Genomic DNA, 16103 nt, shown 5'->3' on the forward strand with positions numbered 1-16103 from the left:
CACGTCCCGGCGCCGAATTCATGTCGACTCCCCGATGGGTGCAAACAAGCCCATCAAAGACATCGAGGCAACCCTGCTTGCCGCCACGAAGTCGGCTTTGGATGAGCTCGTCTGATGAGCCCACGCGACGATGGCAGCGAAGGCCGCTGAAGCGTCATTGGAGTTTTCCGTGAAGAGCTGGAGGTCGGCTACCAGACAGCAGCCGTGGCGGCGCTATCTCCTGATCAGGTTTTGCAAAGCCTAGACGCCGCTGCCCCGGATCTGATGCCGGCATGAACGAACACGAATTTCCTCAAGCGGACGATGGCGTCTAAGCGGCCTTGAGCCGGTAGCGGAAAATCGTGTGGTCGAGCAGCAGCCGGATGCGCGGTTCGGCTTCGGTCGCCACCAGCCAGCTTGCCGCGATCATGGTCGCGCCAACTGTTACCATCGACAGGAGATAAGGCAGCCCGGCACGGACCATCGGCCCGAGCATGGCAGCGCCGACGACGTCGTGGATCAGGTAGAGCGGATAGGTCATCAGGCCGATGCGGCGCCAGCCGCTCCAGCTGAGGTCGAGCCGCAGCGACCACGCCATCAAGGCGATGGCGACGAGGAAGATCAGGATCGGCGGCGCATAGGGCATCGCGGCATTGACCTTGATGCTGTGGACGTCGACCGAACTGGCGATCTGCAGCACGCCACCGCCGAGGAACAGCAGGCAGAGGCCAAGGCGAGGGACCGTTAGCGCCTTGAACCGCATCAGCCACAGCAGCACGCCAACGGCGAAGAAGCAGCCATGATGCACCAAAGTGAGCTGCAGCCAGCGTGTCTCGGCGAAGTCGGCCCAGCCGAGTGGATAATAGAGGCACCAGAACAGCGTGCTGACCAAGCCGATGGCGATGGCGACCACCTCCATCAGATGGAAGCGGCCAAGCCGCAGCAGGATCCAGACGATGGCGTAGAAGGCGATCTCGATGCCGAGTGTCCAGTAGACACTGTCCACCCAGGGACCATAGGGCGCGAACAGGCCGGTGCGGACCAGCCTGACCACTGCATCGGTCGGCCAGCTCAGGCCGATGAGCAGCAAAAGCGCCGCGGTGACCGGTGCGCAGATCCAGACGGCCGGCGCCAGCCGTTTGACCCTGGCTTCGAAAAATCGCAGCGGCGTCGACTTCTCGGCGCTGAAGGCGATAACGAAACCGCTGATGACGAAGAAGATTTCAACGCCGACCCAGCCAGATTCGACCCAGGCGCCGATTGCCGGTTGCGCCGCGACGCCGCCCGTGGCTTGCGCCGAAATGCCGTCCGGATAGGCCCAGACCCAGAATCCGTAATGGTAGACCATGACGAGCACGGCGGCGAGGAATCGCAATATGTCCACACCGCCGAATGAAATCTTTTGCTGAGCCATGCGATCCCGATCGGATGGCCCCCCGCGTCAAGTGTAGGGTGTCATGCTGCGCTGCACAACAAACGATCAAGCAATGCGGCGATCACAAACGTCGCCGCGCCGCAACATACGCGAATGGCGGCGCGCCGTGTGCGCCCCGCATGCCTGTCAGACCCCGATCCCGCGCGCCTTCATGGCAGCGGTGATCTCGTCCAAAATGGCCGGGTCGTCGATGGTTGCCGGCATCGTCCACGCTTCCTTGTCGGCGATCTTCTGCATGGTGCCGCGTAGGATTTTGCCCGACCGCGTCTTGGGCAGGCGCTTGATCGTCACCACGGTTTTGAAGGCGGCGACCGGGCCGATGCGCTCGCGCACCAGCGCGACCACCTCCTTCTCGATGGCGCCGCCGTCGCGGGCGACACCGGCATTGAGCACCACGAAGCCGAGCGGAATTTGTCCCTTCACCGCATCGGCAATGCCGACGACGGCACATTCGGCGACATCGGGATGGGCGGCCAGCACCTCCTCCATGGCGCCGGTCGACAGCCGGTGGCCGGCGACATTGATGATGTCGTCGGTGCGGGCCATCACATAGAGATAGCCGTCCTCGTCCATCATGCCCGCATCGGCGGTCTTGTAATAGCCGGGGAACTCTTCGAGATAGGCCTGGCGGAAGCGGTCATCGGCATTCCACAGCGTCGGCAGGCAGCCGGCCGGCAGCGGCAGCTTGACCACCACATTGCCGAGCGTGCCGCGCGGCACTTCGTGGCCGGCATCGTCGAGCACGCGGATGTCGTAGCCGGGCATCGGCACGCCGGGCGAGCCGTATTTCACCGGCAGCAGGCCGAGCCCGGCCGGGTTGATGGTCATCGGCGAGCCGGTCTCGGTCTGCCACCAATGGTCGACCACCGGCACGTTGAGCTTCTGCTCCGCCCATTTGATGGTTTCTGGGTCGGCGCGCTCGCCGGCGAGGAACAGCGTGCGGAATTTAGACAGATCGTATTTGGGAACGAACTCGCCCCTGGGGTCCTGTCCCTTGATGGCGCGGAAGGCCGTCGGCGCGGTGAACAGCGCCACCACGCCATGGTCCGAGATGACCCGCCAGTAGGTGCCGGCGTCCGGCGTGCCGATCGGCTTGCCTTCGAACAGGATGCTGGTGCAGCCATGCAGCAGCGGTCCGTAGACGATGTAGGAATGGCCGACCACCCAGCCGACATCGGACGCCGCCCAGAACACTTCGCCCGGCTTGACGCCGAACTCGTTTTCCATCGTCCATTTCAGCGCGACCATGTGGCCGCCATTGTCGCGCACGATGCCCTTGGGCTGGCCGGTCGTGCCTGACGTGTAGATGATGTAGAGCGGGTCGGTGGCGAGCACCGGCACGCAGTCGACATTGGCGCCCGCCGCCCGCTCGCGCGCGACGGCATCGGCATAGTCGATGTCGAAATGCTCCTTCAAATCACAGCGCAACTGGTCGCGCTGCAGGATCAGGCAGGCATCCGGCTTGTGGCGGGACATCTCGATCGCTCTGTCGAGCAGCGGCTTGTAGGCAACGATCCGGCCCGGCTCCAGGCCGCAGGAGGCCGAGATGATCAGCTTCGGTTTGGCGTCGTCGATGCGGGTGGCCAATTCAGGCGAGGCAAAGCCACCGAAGACAACCGAATGCACGGCGCCGATGCGGGCGCAGGCGAGCATGGCTATGGCCGCCTCCGCCACCATCGGCATGTAGATGATGACGCGGTCGCCCTTGCCGATCCCCCGGTTTTTCAGGACGGAGGTCAGCGCCACCACTTCGCGCTTCAACTCGGCATAGGTGAATTTTTTGACCGTTCCGGTGATGGCGCTGTCATGGATCAGCGCGATCTGATCGGCGCGCCCGCCGGCGACATGCCGGTCGATGGCGTTGTAGCAGGTGTTGCAGGTCGCGCCGGTGAACCAGCGGCCATAGACGCCGGCGCTGGCATCGAACACCTTGTCCCAGGGCGAATACCAGTCGATGGCGCCGGCCGCGTCCGCCCAGAATTTTTCCGGGTCGCGTTTCCAGCCGTCATAGACCTCGTGATAGCGTGAAGCCATCCGTAACCTCCCAGGAACCTTTTGCCGTCTTTGCCAACAGCCTATGCTGTTTTTTCCGGCGCTGTCTTCCCTGATTTTCGTCTGAGCCGGTCCCGGCTTGACCCCTTGTGCGCCGTATCGTGAAGTGAAGTCGTCGCGGGGGAGGATATGAGCAATGCGCACTCCAGCGCCGATCATGGCAAAACCGGTGTTTGCGCTGACGATCGGCGCGGTGCTCGCCATCTCCACCGCAACCGCCCTGGCCGGAGACGCCGCGGCAAGGCGCATCATCGGCTTTTCGCCCGATGGCAGCACTTTCGCCTTCGAGCAATATGGTGAGCTTGATGGCGGCGCCTCGGCATCCGGTTATTCCGAGATCGATATCATCGACACGCGCACCGATGAGTTCGTTGGCGGCAAGCCGATCCTGATCGTCGACGAATCCGAGGAGGCGACGCTGACCCTCGACCAGGCGAGAGCGCAAGCGGCTGCCAAGGCAAAACCCATCCTGGCCAAATATGCCATCGCTCCGCGCGGCAAACAGACCGCCTCCGACAAGTTCACCTTTCCGGGCGAGATGGTTGCCTATTCCGACATTTCCCGCCTCGAACAGGTATCGCAAAAATGGCTTTCGCCGCTCTACGACGAGACCGGGATTTCGACCATCCAGCTCGACGAGATCCTGGGCGGCAGCACCGTCGATTGTTCGGCGAGTTTCGACGACGCCCAGCAAGGCGGGCAGGCATCTCAAGGCGATAAGACACTTCAAGGGGACAAGACTGGCAAGGCGCTCGGCTTCCGGCTGACGCTGCGGGGCCAGGACGGCAAGCCGTTCAAGACCTTGCATGAGGACAAGGCCGTGCCAGGCTCGAGAAACTGCCCGACCTCCTACAGCCTGTCGGAATCCTATGAATACACACCTCCCGGCAAACCGGCGGTGATCGCCGTGCTGGTGCAGCGCTTCAGCCAGGGCTTTGAAGGGCGTGACCGCCGCTTCATTGCCGTGACCGGACAACCTCGCTGAGACCGGTCGATAGCCGTCAAGAGAGGTTCACCGTTTCACGGAAACGGCGGACCTCTCTAACTCTTTGTTTTTACGCAATTCCCAAGGGAAAGCGCTACGCGCTTTTCCCGGGAAAACCGGTCCCCACTTTTCCTGGAATTGCTCTGACGAACGGTATTCATTGGACAGAATGTCGACTGCACTAGATCGGCAGGGCCACAAGCATGAGGCCTACGCCGCCGAAGATCAAAATGGCTGCCGCCAGGGTTTTCCGATGACGTTCGAAAGTCGTCGGAGCCCGCTCCCAGTTGTAACGCATACGCTATCTCCCCAAAACCCCGGGAGTCCTTACATTACTTAGGGGAAGAAATGCAACTGTCCGGTCCGTCAACACACTTGCGTGGGGCGTCATCGCGACGACTATTTCTGGGACGGTTTTCGGCCGGGAGCAGTTGAGGCCGCATTCTGCGATCGGCAGGACTCCGTCGCAAAGGCAAAGCAGCGTGGGCCATCTCCCCCGGCCGGCCGATAGACAGCACCCCACCACCGCGCTATCTCATTTCGGGGTTCTTGCAGGCTGTCGGGTTGGTGATGGAAATTGTCTCTGGAACGATTTTGCGGCTGGCGGACGATGCCTCGGTCCAGCATGTCGGCGATGGTGCGGTCGTGCTTCTGGCGCGCAGCGGCCAGCTCTATACGTGCAACGGCACGACCGAAGCCTTCCTCGACAAGGTCGACGGCGCGCGCAGCCTCGACCAGATCGTCGGCCTGCTCTGCCAGGAGTTCGAGGTCGACAAGGATACGCTCGACGAGGACATGGCGGCATTGGCCGCCGATCTGGTCTCGGAAGGTATTCTTGCCGCCCCAGGCGCTTGATGGCTGACGGTCCGCTCCTGCGTGCCCTGTTTCGCTGCCATCTCTGGGCAAGCGCCCGGCTTATGCCGGTTCTCATTGCCGGGCGCAGCTTCGAGGACGTGCTGAAATGGGCGCCCCTTACCTCCTCGACGCCCTATCGCGGTCTGCCGGCCACCTACATCGTCGCCCGCGTCAACCGAGCCGTGCGCCATCCCTGGCTGATGCGCGACCGCCGATGCCTGCGCGAAGGCCTGCTCGGCCATCGTTTCCTACGCCTTGCCGGCTTCGATCCGGAGCTGCGTTTCGGCGTCGATCCGAAGTCCCTGCAGACGCCACGCGTCTCGGCGCATTGCTGGGTCTGCCTCGACGGCAGGCCGGTGGTCAGTGACCGCCTTCCCGGCATGGTTGAGATCTATCGCCATCATGCCGATGCCTCAAAGGCGCCCCGCGTGACCAGGCCTTCGGCGTGTTATGGTCTCAACGGTCAAATCCTCGGCATATCGGCCGAACGCCCCGAGCTGTGGGGGGATTTCGACAGGATGCTGGGCATCCTGCGTATCGAAGGTGCCGTCGAGCCGGGCTTTCGCCTCGATATCACCGAGGCGGATGTTCTGAACGAGGACCCCGGCGGATCGCTTGTTTTCGACGGCGACATACCCGAAGACGGCTACTGCCGGATGATCACCGAGGGCGGCATCACCCATCTCGTCTTTCCCGGGCGCCAGACCGTTGCCATCAATGATGAGGGACGGTGGGCTGAACTCCGGGTTCGCCCTGGTGCGAAAGCCGCCTGGACGCCGTCGATGCTGGTGCTGGATGCCGCACTCGACGCCGGCGGCCAGCATATGCTGCACACCGCCGGGCTGACACTGCCGGGGCACGATGCCGTCGTGCTGATCCACGCGCCGAGTGGCACCGGCAAGACCACGACGTCGCTGGCGCTGGCAACGCAAGGCTTTGGCCTGTGCTCCGACGATGCCATGATCCTGAACGTCGCTTCGGGCAAGCCCCTGGCCTGGGGCCTGCCGCGCCACGTCAAGATCCACCAGAAGACCGCCGAAATGATCCCGCAGGTTGCGCCCTGCCTCGGCCCATTATGGGACAGGAATGGCGAACAGGCCGTCTCGCTGGAGCGGTTGAGTGAGATCGTCCGCATCGAAAGCCCGATCGCCAGGCCGGTGGTGGCCCTGCTGCACCTGGCGCGGTCCGCCGACAGTCAGACCCGGCTTGTGCCCATGGCCCGGACCGACGCCATGGTGGCGCTCGCGATGGACAACGTCCGCACCGGCATGACCGGCCTGCTGCCGCTGCAGAAGCGCCGGCTGGCAACGATCGGCAGACTGGTGTCCTCGGTGCCGACCTTCACCCTGGAAGTGGGCGCGCGCCCGGCCGACGCGGCGGCGCTGATAAACGCTACATTGACCGAGCGGGACTGAACCGGAGGTTCAGGCCGCGTGCGGCCTGGCTTTAGCCAGCCGCTGAATCCAGCGGAAGGCATCGCGGCGCAGGCGCGAGCCCATCTTCTCCCTGGAATTGACCCGGAGCAGCGTGTTCGTCGTGATCAGCCGTTTGGCCAGCCTTATAGACAGGTCGGGCTTGATGCGCCCGGCGAGTTCGAGTGCTCGGGCCTCGCCGAACAGTTCACCGGTCACGTTGAGCACGATCGCCAGTTCGAGTTCGATGCCAGTCATGCGGGCGGCGTCGAGCAGGCGGGTTTCGGATTCCTCTGATTGCAGCGCCCGCACCCCTTGCAGCACGTCGACGCAAAGCTGCAGGCGATGGAATTTGTGGCCGCCGGCGGCGTGCACGATGGCGATCGTCAGAAGCGCGGCCGGCGTGTCCGTCGCATCGCCGTCGATGATGCCCAGTTCGCGGAACCCAAGCGACAGGCGCCGCCGCATGCCGGTGTCATGCACCAGATCGCCATGCAGTTCGACCAGCAGGCTGGAATTCTCCTTTTCCAGCCATTTGAATTCCTGCAGCCGGTAGGATTCGGCCTCGTCGCTACCGAGCACGAAGCCGCATGCCGCGACGACCTGGTTCGCCCGTGCAAGGTTGGCGGTCTCGACCAGGATGTCGATGTCGGTGAACGGCCGGTCGGACACGTTGCGATAGAGCTTTCGCGCGAAGACCGGTCCCTTGACGATCCGCGCCGGAATGCCTTGCGCCGCCATCCCCTTCATGATGCGGTCGCCATGATATCGCAGCAGCATCGACTGGCCGGTGGCGATCGTCGCCTTGTCGCGCAAATCGTCGAGCTTCCCCCGCAAGCCGGCGTCCGGCGGCAGATGCGCGTCGCCACGTTCCTGCAACTTGCGCAGCATGATCGGCAGGACGCCGTGGAATTCGGCATTGTCGAGTAGCGCCGACAGGGCCTTTGCCGACAGTTCTTCGCCGACTGCCGTGGCCGCCGGATCGGCGAAGCGCAGCAGCAGTCTTTCTTCGGCGCAGGTGAGGGACGGCAGCATCAACCAGGACAAATGTTATCGCTAAATGAATTGTCCGGGATGGTCGCAGAAAAGCGCGGCCGAAGCCAGCGTCACATGCCCCAACGCAATGCCGCCGTGTGGACAGGCGCGTCCCACCAGCCGGTCATCTCGTCATCGAGCATGGTCAGCGTGATCGAGCAGCCGGCCATGTCGAGTGAGGTGACATAGTTGCCGACCAGCGAGCGGGCTATCGTCACGCCGCGCCTCTCGAAGATTTTTCGCGCGCTGTTGTACATCAGATAGAGCTCCATCAGCGGCGTGCCCCCGAAGCCGTTGACGAACAGCAGCGCCGGGCCTTTCGCTTTGTCGCCGAGATCGCCCAGGATCGCCGAGCATATCTCCTCGGCGATCGCGTCGGCGCTTTTCAAACTGTCGCGGCGCCGCCCGGGCTCGCCATGGATGCCGACGCCGAATTCCATCTCGCCGTCGCCGATGTCGAAGGTCGGTTTGCCGGCGGCCGGCACGGTACCGCTGGTCAGCGCCACGCCCATCGAGCGGGTGCCGGCATTGACGCGCTCGCCCAGCGTCTTCAGCACTGGCAGTGCCAGGCCGTGCTCGGCCGCCGCGCCGACGATCTTTTCCACCACCAGCGTGCCGGCGACGCCGCGCCGGCCGGTGGTGTAGGACGAATTCTCGACGGCGACATCGTCATTGGTCACCACCTGCAGGACGCCATCAGACATCTCCGCCGCCATGTCGAAATTCATCACATCGCCCTCGTAGTTCTTGACGATGAACAGGCAGCCCGCGCCGCTGTCGACGGCTTGCGCTGCCGCCAGCATCTGGTCCGGCGTCGGCGAGGTGAACACCTGGCCGGGGCAGGCGGCGTCCAGCATGCCATGGCCGACAAAACCGCCATGCAGCGGCTCGTGGCCGGAGCCGCCGCCGGAAATCAGTGCCACCTTGCCCGGCCGCAAGGTCCTGCGGCGGACGAATTTATGGTCCTCGCCAAGCACGAGGATATCGGCGTGGGCGGCGACGAAGCCGTCGAGGCTCTCGGTCAGCACCGTGTCCACCGCGTTCATAAATTTCTTCATGGCGTCCTCCCAAACAGCCCGGCAAGAATGGTCAGCTGCCACCCTTGCCGGCGATGCTGGTGATCTTCTGGATGAATTCGTTGATCGCCCGGTCGAGCGCCGCATTCTGCTTGTCGTCGCCGAAATCCGGCACGACAAGCGACACATGCCGCGTCTTGCGCATGCCCGCGGCGATCGACATTTTCCCCGGGTGCGCCTTATGGTAGGCGGCGAGGAACTGATCCCGCTCGGCCGGGCTGAAATGGCAGACGGAAAAAATAGCCGGCAAATGCTTCGACGGAATCGGAACCGTATAGGCCGGGCTTGAAATCTGCGTGACGAAGCTGCGATGCTTGCCAAGCGCGTCGGCGAGGCGCTGGCGCATGCCGGACGGACGCTGGTCGATGACCTGCGACAGGATCGTCTTGTAGGCGCGGATCGCCTCGTCGGAACCGGGTTCGGGTTTGATGTCGACCATGCCTAGACCGAAACATCTGCGATGGCCGCCTTGGCCATGGCGAGTTGCGCCGGCGCAACGGACAGATCGCGCAAGCCCGCTTCGAGCAGCGAAGGGATCGCGGCCGGATCACCGCCGGCATCGCCGCACAGGCTGACAGGAATGCCGTTCTCCCGTCCGAAGGCGGTGACCGAACCGATCAGCCGCAGCACCGCGGGATGACGGACCGAATTTAAATGGGCGACGGCAGCGTTGTCGCGCGCGGCCGCCATCACATATTGCGTCAAATCGTTGGAGCCGATCGAGAAGAAGGCGACGCCGGCGAACCCCTCCGGCGCGATGGCCACCGACGGCACCTCGACCATGATGCCGAGCGGCGGCACCTTCTGTGCGATGCCGCGCGCCACAAGCGCCGTCTGCTCCTCCGCAAACAAAGCGGCTGCGCGTTCATACTCATCGGCCATGGAGATCATCGGAAACATGACCCTGAGATTGCCGTGTGGCGCGGCGCGCAGCAATGCCCTGATCTGCACTCGAAAAATGTCGAGCCGCGCCAGCGACAGCCTGATGCCGCGCAGGCCGAGGAACGGATTGCCTTCCTCGACGGTGAAGCCCGGCACCGGCTTGTCGCCGCCGGCGTCGACGGTGCGGATCGTCACCGGTTTGTCGCCGGCCCAATCCAGCACCTTGCGATAGGCGCGATACTGCGTCTCCTCATCCGGCAGTGTCTTGCCGAACAGGAATTCGGTGCGCATCAGGCCGACACCGTCGCACGTCGCGATATCGATGGCGTCGACATCGGACGGGTCGGCGATGTTGACCTGCACGCGCACCGCAGTGCCGGCCCTGGTCACCGCCGGCCGCGCCAGAAAACGCTGCGCCATGCCTTGGCGGGCCGCGAAGGAAGAGGATGACTGCCGGAACGCCCCGATCTCCGCCGGCGAGGGTGCCAGAACGATGCTGCCGTGCTCGGCGTCGAGCAGCGCCATGCCCGCAAGACTGGCAGGCGGTTCGCGCAGACCGACGACCATCGGCACGCCACGCGAGCGTGCCAGCATGGCGACGTGGCTGGCCGTGCTGCCCGCCTTCAGCGCGATGCCGCCGCCATGGCTCCAGTCGGTTTCGAGAAAACGCGTCGGGGCGATGTCTTCGCCGCAGAGAATGGCGCCGGAAGGCGCCGTGCTGCCACCGTCCTCGGTCAGGGCGCGCAGCACCTGGTCTCTGATATCGCGCAAATCCGTGGCACGGGCGCGGAAATAGTCCTGGTCGGAGGCCTCGTAGCCGGCGATCTCGGCATCGAGTACCTGCCGCCAGGCCACGTCGGCGGTCCGTCCGGACGCGATCGCCGCGAAGGCAGGCCCGCTCAGCGCGTCGTCTTCCAGCATGGCGATGTGGAACTCGAGTATGCCGGCGGCATCGCTGTCGGCGGCTTCCACCATGGCGGTAAGCCGGCTCACCGCCTTGCCGATAGCGGCTTCCAGCGCCGTCTTCTCTTCAGCAGCCGTGGCTTTGCCTGCGTAGACGGCCGGCGGCCGGTCGAGGTCGAACAGCGGCCCTTCGGCATAGCCGGCCGAGGCCGGAACACCCTCAATCCGCATGGCCCGCATTCCTTGCGGGCCGGCGAAGAAGCGCGCCAGCCTCACGCTGAGCGGACATGATCGGCGTCCTCGTCGAAATCGCGCTGCACTAGGTCGATCAGCGCGCGCACCGCATCATCGGCGCCATTGCCGCTGGCCCTGATGTGCAGCACCGTGCCCTTCGGCGCCTTGGCCGCCATCACCTTGACGATGCTCTTGGCGTCGAACCATGGGCCGTTGGCGGCAAGCGCGATTTCCACGTCGGCGGCAAACGTCTTGGCCAGCTTGGTGAATTTCACCGAGGGACGCGCATGCAACCCCACATCGTGGGTGATCAGGACGGTCGCTTCGGCGGCTGCGGACATTTCAGAAATCCCGTTCACTCACGACGGCGACAATTCGTGCGCCGTCGCCACCACTTCCTTCAGCGAGGCGCCGCCGGAGGATTCGGTCGCGGCCATCACCGCGCCCTCGACGATCGGCGCGTTGCAGACGATGATCTTCTGCGCACGCGGCTCGCCGATCATCTCCACCGCCATTTCCGAGTTGGTCTCGGCGCCGCCGAGATCGACAAGAATGGCGACACCGGCTTCCGACCAGGCCTTGTCGATGGCGCCCATGATCGCCTCGACACTGGTGCCGAGCCCGCCATGGCCGTTTCCGCCGCACCATGCAAGCGGCACTTCGTCGCCCACCATCTGGCGTACCATGTCGGCCGTGCCCTCCGCGACCAGCGGCGAATGCGACACGATCACGATCCCGACATTGCTCATGCGCTTTCCCCGATCACTTGACCCAGCGTGCGCACCAGCAGCGCGGTCGAGCGCGCGCCGGCATCCATATGGCCGATCGAGCGGTCGCCGAGGAACGAGGCGCGGCCGCGCAGCGCTTTCATCGGCACGGTCGCTTCGGCGGCGGCGTCGGCGATGTCGGCGATTTCCGCCGCCGTCTTGCCGCCAGCCAGGGCGTCATGCACCGGCTGCAGCACATCGAGCATGGTTTTTTGTCCAACTTGCGACTTGCCACGCGCGGCCACCGCTTCGATCGCCTTGCCGAAGGCAGCTGTCAAATTGGCGCGATCGGGGTTCGCCGCAATTTCCTTGCCGAGCGCCATGAACAACGTGCCGAACAGCGGACCGGAGGCACCGCCCACCGTCATCACCAGCTTGGTGCCGATCGCCTTCAGGGCGTCGGGCAGCGGCTTTGCGGCGAATAGATCAGCCTCGGCCCGCACGGCCTCGAAGCCGCGCTTCATGTTCAGCCCATGGTCGCCGTCGCCAATCGCCTGGTCGAGCGCCGTCAATTCCTCGGCGTGCGTGGCAATCGTATCGGCGGCCACCGCGATCAGCCTGGCAAGGTTCAACGCCGCCATATCGCCCAAAATCCCGGTTTTCAGCCTGCCGGCAGTAGCGAAAGAACGGTCATTCGACAACTGGTGCATGCGTCAGGCCGAGACAAGCAGCGTGGCGGCGGCCGCGAATACCTCGGCCACCGCATGGGCGCCGGGGTCGACCACGCCTTGCAATTTGGTGCCGACATAGGCGGACCGTCCGGCCTTCGCCTTCTCCATGGCGGCCGTGGCTTCAGCGCCGCGCCGGGCGGCCGCGGCGGCCTCTCCCAAGCCCTTGGCATCGAGCGCTTTCAGGGCTGGCTCCAGGGCATCGACCATTGTGCGATCGCCAACCTTGGCGCCGCCGTAGAAAGTCATCCGCTCGAGCCCGGCAAGCAGCGCCTTGGCCACGCTGGCGCCGTCGTCCAGCGCCTGTGCCGCGGCCGTGAAGAAGATCGACAGCAGAACGCCGCTGGAGCCGCCCATCGATGCGCTGAGTATGTCGCCGATCGCGCCAAGGGTTGCCGCCGGGCTGGCCAATGGCAAGGCATCCAGCCGCTCCAGGATGCTGCGCGCGCCGGTCGCCACCGTTGAGCCGGTATCGCCGTCGCCGGCTTTGGCGTCCAGCCCGTTCAATGCCGCTTCAAGTGAAATCAGTTTTTCGCAGACCGTGACGATCAGGCGCCTGGTGCCGGCATCCTGGCTGGCCTTGTGTGCAGCACTTTGTCCGGCGGCTTTTGCCATCGGCACGATGACAGGTGCCGCGACCGGCTTGGCGGGCATCCAGGCATGCGGGCCGACCGGCGCCAGCAGGGCGGCCTCGCGCGCGGCATCCAGCCGGATCAGCGACAGCGAGAAGCCGTTCATGTTGAGCGCCGTCATCAGCGGCCCGGGGCCGATCGCCAGCTTGACGGTCTTGGCCAGCGGCGAGGCCAGCACCGCATTGGCAACAACAGACATTTCGAGCGGCGGCACCGCGCCGAGATTGTTGATCAGCAGGGCATGGCTGGCCTTCGGATCGAGCCGAGCCGCCAGGCGCTCCGCCATGATCGCCACCAGGCGGTCCGCACTCTGCACCGCGATGCGTTCGACGCCGGGCTCGCCATGGATGCCAAGGCCAAGCTCGCCATCATTTTCACCGAACCTGTCCTCATGCGGCTGGCCGGGGATTGAACAGGAGGACAGCGACATACCGAGCGAAACGATGTCCTTCGCCGCCGCCCGCGCCGCTGCCGCGACATCGGCCAGGTCGTGGCCGGTCTCCGACAGATGGCCCGATATCTTGTGCACGAACAGGGTGCCGGCAACGCCGCGCGGCTGGGCGATGTCGGGCAGCGCAATGTCATCGGCGACAATCACCATCTCGACGCGAAAGCCCTCGGCGCGCGCCTTCTCGGCGGCCAGGCCGAAATTGAGGCGGTCACCCGTATAGTTCTTGACGATCAGCAGGCAGCCGGCCGGGCCGGTGACCGCGCGGATCGCCGCCAGCACCGCTTCGACGCTCGGCGAGGCAAAGATTTCGCCCGAGATCGCCGCCGTCAGCATGCCCTTGCCGACAAAGCCGGCATGCGAAGGCTCATGCCCGGCGCCGCCGCCGGAAACGACGCTGACCTTCGTCTTGTCCCAGTCGGCGCGCAGCACGACCTTGATCTCGGGATAGCCGTCGAGGCGCGCCAGATCGCCCGAGCCTATGGTCCGCAACAGGCCGTCCAGCGCCTCGGTGACGATCGTTTCCCTGCGGTTGAAAAAGTGCTTCATCGAATTCGTCCCGTATTCGCGATCGTCAATCAGAATCGGCGCTCCCCTTGGCGGGAAAGCACCGAAAACCGTTCACATCAGTCGTTGTCCATCGGCGCCGAAATAGAGCGGCGATCGGTAGCGGATCACCACTTTGTCGCCTTGCGCCAGATCGGTGTCCGGGTCGGTCAGCGTCACCAGTTTCTTCGGCCCCACCGTCACATGCAGGTGGTTCTGGTCGCCGAGATGTTCGACCCAGTCGACGACGCCGTCGGCATGCCCATTCCTGGCCTTCTCGATGGCCAGATGTTCAGTACGCGCGCCGATCGTCCTGGTGCCGGCCGGCGCGCCGGCATCGGGCAACAGGCCGGTCGGCAGAAGATTGATCGCCGGCTGGCCGAGCCTCGCCGCGACATGCAGGTTTGCCGGCTCGGAATAGATGGTTCGCGGCGACCCAATCTGCACCAGCACGCCGTCGGCGAGGATGCCGATGCGGTCGGCCATGGTCATCGCTTCGATCTGATCGTGGGTGACATAGAGCATTGTGGCGCCGAGCTCGGACTGGATGCGCTTCAACTCCAGCCGCAAATCCGCCCGCAGCTTGGCGTCGAGCGACGACAGCGGCTCGTCCATCAGATAGATGGCCGGCTTGCGCACCAGCGCCCGGCCGATAGCGACGCGCTGCATTTCGCCGCCGGAAAGCTTGGTCGAGCGGTTGGCGAGCTTGTGATGGATGCGCACCATCTTCGCCACCTCCTCGACGCGCCGGCGGATCTGGTCTTCCGGAATTTTCCGCGCCGGCGAGCGCAGCGGGAAGGCAAGATTGTCGAACACCGACAGATGCGGATAGAGCGAGTACTGCTGGAAGACGAAGGCGGTGTCGCGCTCGGCCGGCGACAGTGTCGTCGCATTATGGCCGCCGATTTCGATGGTGCCGCTGTCCGGCCGCTCCAGCCCGGCGATCAGCCGCAGCGTCGTTGTCTTGCCGGCGCCGGTCGGCCCGAGCAGCACGACGAACTCGCCGTCTGATATGTGCAGGTCGAGACCGTTGACGGCGACATGCTCGCCAAAACTCTTGGTCACGTTCTTGATGTGCACGTCAGCCATGCTGCGCTCTCCCCTGAGAGGCGGTATCGTGGACCGCGGTTCTCACCGCGCGGCCCGATCCCTTGTCGAACAGCGACAGCCGCGCGCTGTTCAGCGCCAGACCGACATGGTCGCCGGCATTGAGCCGGATCTCGGCCGGCACCCGCGCCTTGATGATGCCGTCAGCGGTTTCCACCGCGACGATCTGGGTGGTGCCGAGATATTCGGTGCCGTAAATGGCGCCGCGCAGCTTCGAGGCATCGTCGAAGCGGATGTGTTCAGGCCGGATGCCGAGCGCCATGTCGGCCGGCGCGATATCCTCACGCACCTCCGGCACTGCGACCTTCGCGCCCTGCACGACGATCTCCTTCGCGCCCTTGGCGAGCCCGCCGCCGAAGCCCAGAAAATTCATCGGCGGCGAGCCGATGAAGTCGGCGACGAACATGGTCGCCGGGCGATCGTAGATTTCGCGTGGGCTTCCGAACTGCTCGATGACGCCGTGGTTCATGACAGCGATCTTGTCGGCCATCGACATCGCTTCCATCTGGTCGTGCGTGACATAGACGGTGGTGGCGTGGATGCGGTTGTGCAACTCGCGCAGTTCATGGACCATCAAATCGCGGAATTCTGTGTCGAGCGTGCCCAGCGGCTCGTCCATCAGGAAGCACTTTGGCCGCCGCACGATGGCGCGGCCGAGCGCCACGCGTTGGCGGTCGCCGCCGGCAAGGCCGGAAACGGATTTGTTGAGCAGATGGTCGATGCGCAAAAGCTTGGCAGTCTCCTCGACCCGCGTGCGGATTTCGGCCGACGGCATGCCTTGCGCCAGCAAGGGAAAGCCGATGTTCTTGCGCACATTCATGTGCGGATAGAGCGCGAACAGCTGGAAAACGAAGGCGATGTCGCGCTCGCGGGCCCGCAGCATGGTGACATCCTCGCCGCCGAGCAGGATCTCGCCGCCGGTCGGCAATTCCAGACCGGCGATCATCCGCAGTGTCGTCGTCTTGCCGCAGCCCGACGGGCCGAGCATGACGAAGAATTCGCCATCCTCGACGACGAAGTTGGAATCCTGCACGGCGACGAAATCGCCGAAGGCCTTTCTCAGATGCTGAACACGGATCTCGGCCAT

Annotated in this window: 15 protein-coding genes; 3 read left to right on the forward strand and 12 right to left on the reverse strand. The window is 64.7% G+C overall.

Annotated features, from left to right (window positions below):
- Nucleotides 1-310: 310 nt before the first annotated feature.
- Both CKW40_RS16315 and CKW40_RS16320 read right to left on the reverse strand, forming a co-directional pair.
- Complete coding sequence (locus CKW40_RS16315) at nucleotides 311-1393, reverse strand: acyltransferase family protein (RefSeq protein WP_095200906.1); 1083 nt, start codon at nucleotides 1391-1393, stop codon at nucleotides 311-313.
- A 147-nt stretch (nucleotides 1394-1540) separates the two neighbouring features.
- Nucleotides 1541-3448 carry a propionyl-CoA synthetase gene (locus tag CKW40_RS16320; protein ID WP_095200907.1) on the reverse strand — a complete coding sequence of 636 codons (1908 nt, stop codon included), beginning with the start codon at nucleotides 3446-3448 and terminating at the stop codon, nucleotides 1541-1543.
- A gap of 154 nt (nucleotides 3449-3602) precedes the next feature.
- Between CKW40_RS16320 and CKW40_RS16325 the strand changes: the two genes are divergently transcribed.
- The 3 genes from CKW40_RS16325 (at nucleotide 3603) to CKW40_RS16340 (ending at nucleotide 6721) form a co-directional block, all read left to right on the forward strand.
- Entirely contained in the window at nucleotides 3603-4451 is an 849-nt protein-coding gene (locus CKW40_RS16325; RefSeq protein ID WP_179297988.1) for a DUF2259 domain-containing protein, read from the forward strand.
- Nucleotides 4452-5021: 570 nt separating this feature from the next.
- The gene (locus CKW40_RS16330) at nucleotides 5022-5306 is read left to right on the forward strand and encodes a PqqD family protein (RefSeq protein WP_095200908.1); all 285 of its coding nucleotides are present in this window, start codon (nucleotides 5022-5024) and stop codon (nucleotides 5304-5306) included.
- On the forward strand, nucleotides 5306-6721 hold the full coding sequence (locus CKW40_RS16340) for a lasso peptide biosynthesis B2 protein (RefSeq protein WP_244571199.1): 1416 nt from the start codon (nucleotides 5306-5308) through the stop codon (nucleotides 6719-6721). Before CKW40_RS16330 ends, CKW40_RS16340 begins: the two co-directional genes overlap by 1 nt.
- A gap of 9 nt (nucleotides 6722-6730) precedes the next feature.
- On the opposite strand, the gene CKW40_RS16345 is transcribed toward CKW40_RS16340, so the two are convergent.
- From CKW40_RS16345 to CKW40_RS16390, 10 genes are all read right to left on the reverse strand, one after another.
- Nucleotides 6731-7753: a nucleotidyltransferase family protein gene (locus CKW40_RS16345; protein WP_095200909.1), complete on the reverse strand. Its 1023-nt coding sequence runs from the start codon at nucleotides 7751-7753 to the stop codon at nucleotides 6731-6733.
- 71 nt (nucleotides 7754-7824) lie between these two features.
- Nucleotides 7825-8811, reverse strand: a complete 987-nt coding sequence (gene dhaK, locus CKW40_RS16350; RefSeq protein ID WP_095200910.1) for a dihydroxyacetone kinase subunit DhaK — start codon at nucleotides 8809-8811, stop codon at nucleotides 7825-7827.
- A gap of 31 nt (nucleotides 8812-8842) precedes the next feature.
- Nucleotides 8843-9268, reverse strand: coding sequence for a hypothetical protein (locus CKW40_RS16355; protein ID WP_095200911.1), 426 nt, complete (start codon nucleotides 9266-9268; stop codon nucleotides 8843-8845).
- Nucleotides 9269-9270: 2 nt separating this feature from the next.
- Nucleotides 9271-10845: a phosphoenolpyruvate--protein phosphotransferase gene (gene ptsP / locus CKW40_RS16360; protein WP_179297989.1), complete on the reverse strand. Its 1575-nt coding sequence runs from the start codon at nucleotides 10843-10845 to the stop codon at nucleotides 9271-9273.
- Nucleotides 10846-10886: 41 nt separating this feature from the next.
- Nucleotides 10887-11189, reverse strand: coding sequence for an HPr family phosphocarrier protein (locus CKW40_RS16365; protein WP_095200912.1), 303 nt, complete (start codon nucleotides 11187-11189; stop codon nucleotides 10887-10889).
- Nucleotides 11190-11207: 18 nt separating this feature from the next.
- Entirely contained in the window at nucleotides 11208-11597 is a 390-nt protein-coding gene (gene dhaM, locus CKW40_RS16370) for a dihydroxyacetone kinase phosphoryl donor subunit DhaM (protein ID WP_027052679.1), read from the reverse strand.
- A complete protein-coding gene (gene dhaL / locus CKW40_RS16375; protein WP_095200913.1) occupies nucleotides 11594-12196 on the reverse strand; it encodes a dihydroxyacetone kinase subunit DhaL in 603 nt (200 codons plus the stop codon). The genes dhaM and dhaL overlap by 4 nt, the downstream gene beginning before the upstream one ends.
- A 72-nt stretch (nucleotides 12197-12268) precedes the next feature.
- Nucleotides 12269-13912 (reverse strand): dihydroxyacetone kinase subunit DhaK, encoded by a 1644-nt coding sequence (locus CKW40_RS16380; protein ID WP_095200914.1) that lies wholly within the window; start codon nucleotides 13910-13912, stop codon nucleotides 12269-12271.
- A 72-nt stretch (nucleotides 13913-13984) separates the two neighbouring features.
- Nucleotides 13985-14998, reverse strand: coding sequence for an ABC transporter ATP-binding protein (locus CKW40_RS16385; RefSeq protein WP_095200915.1), 1014 nt, complete (start codon nucleotides 14996-14998; stop codon nucleotides 13985-13987).
- Complete coding sequence (locus CKW40_RS16390) at nucleotides 14991-16103, reverse strand: ABC transporter ATP-binding protein (protein WP_095200916.1); 1113 nt, start codon at nucleotides 16101-16103, stop codon at nucleotides 14991-14993. Before CKW40_RS16390 ends, CKW40_RS16385 begins: the two co-directional genes overlap by 8 nt.

Origin of the sequence: Mesorhizobium carmichaelinearum (assembly GCF_900199455.1) — a bacterium.
GTDB lineage: Bacteria > Pseudomonadota > Alphaproteobacteria > Rhizobiales > Rhizobiaceae > Mesorhizobium > Mesorhizobium carmichaelinearum.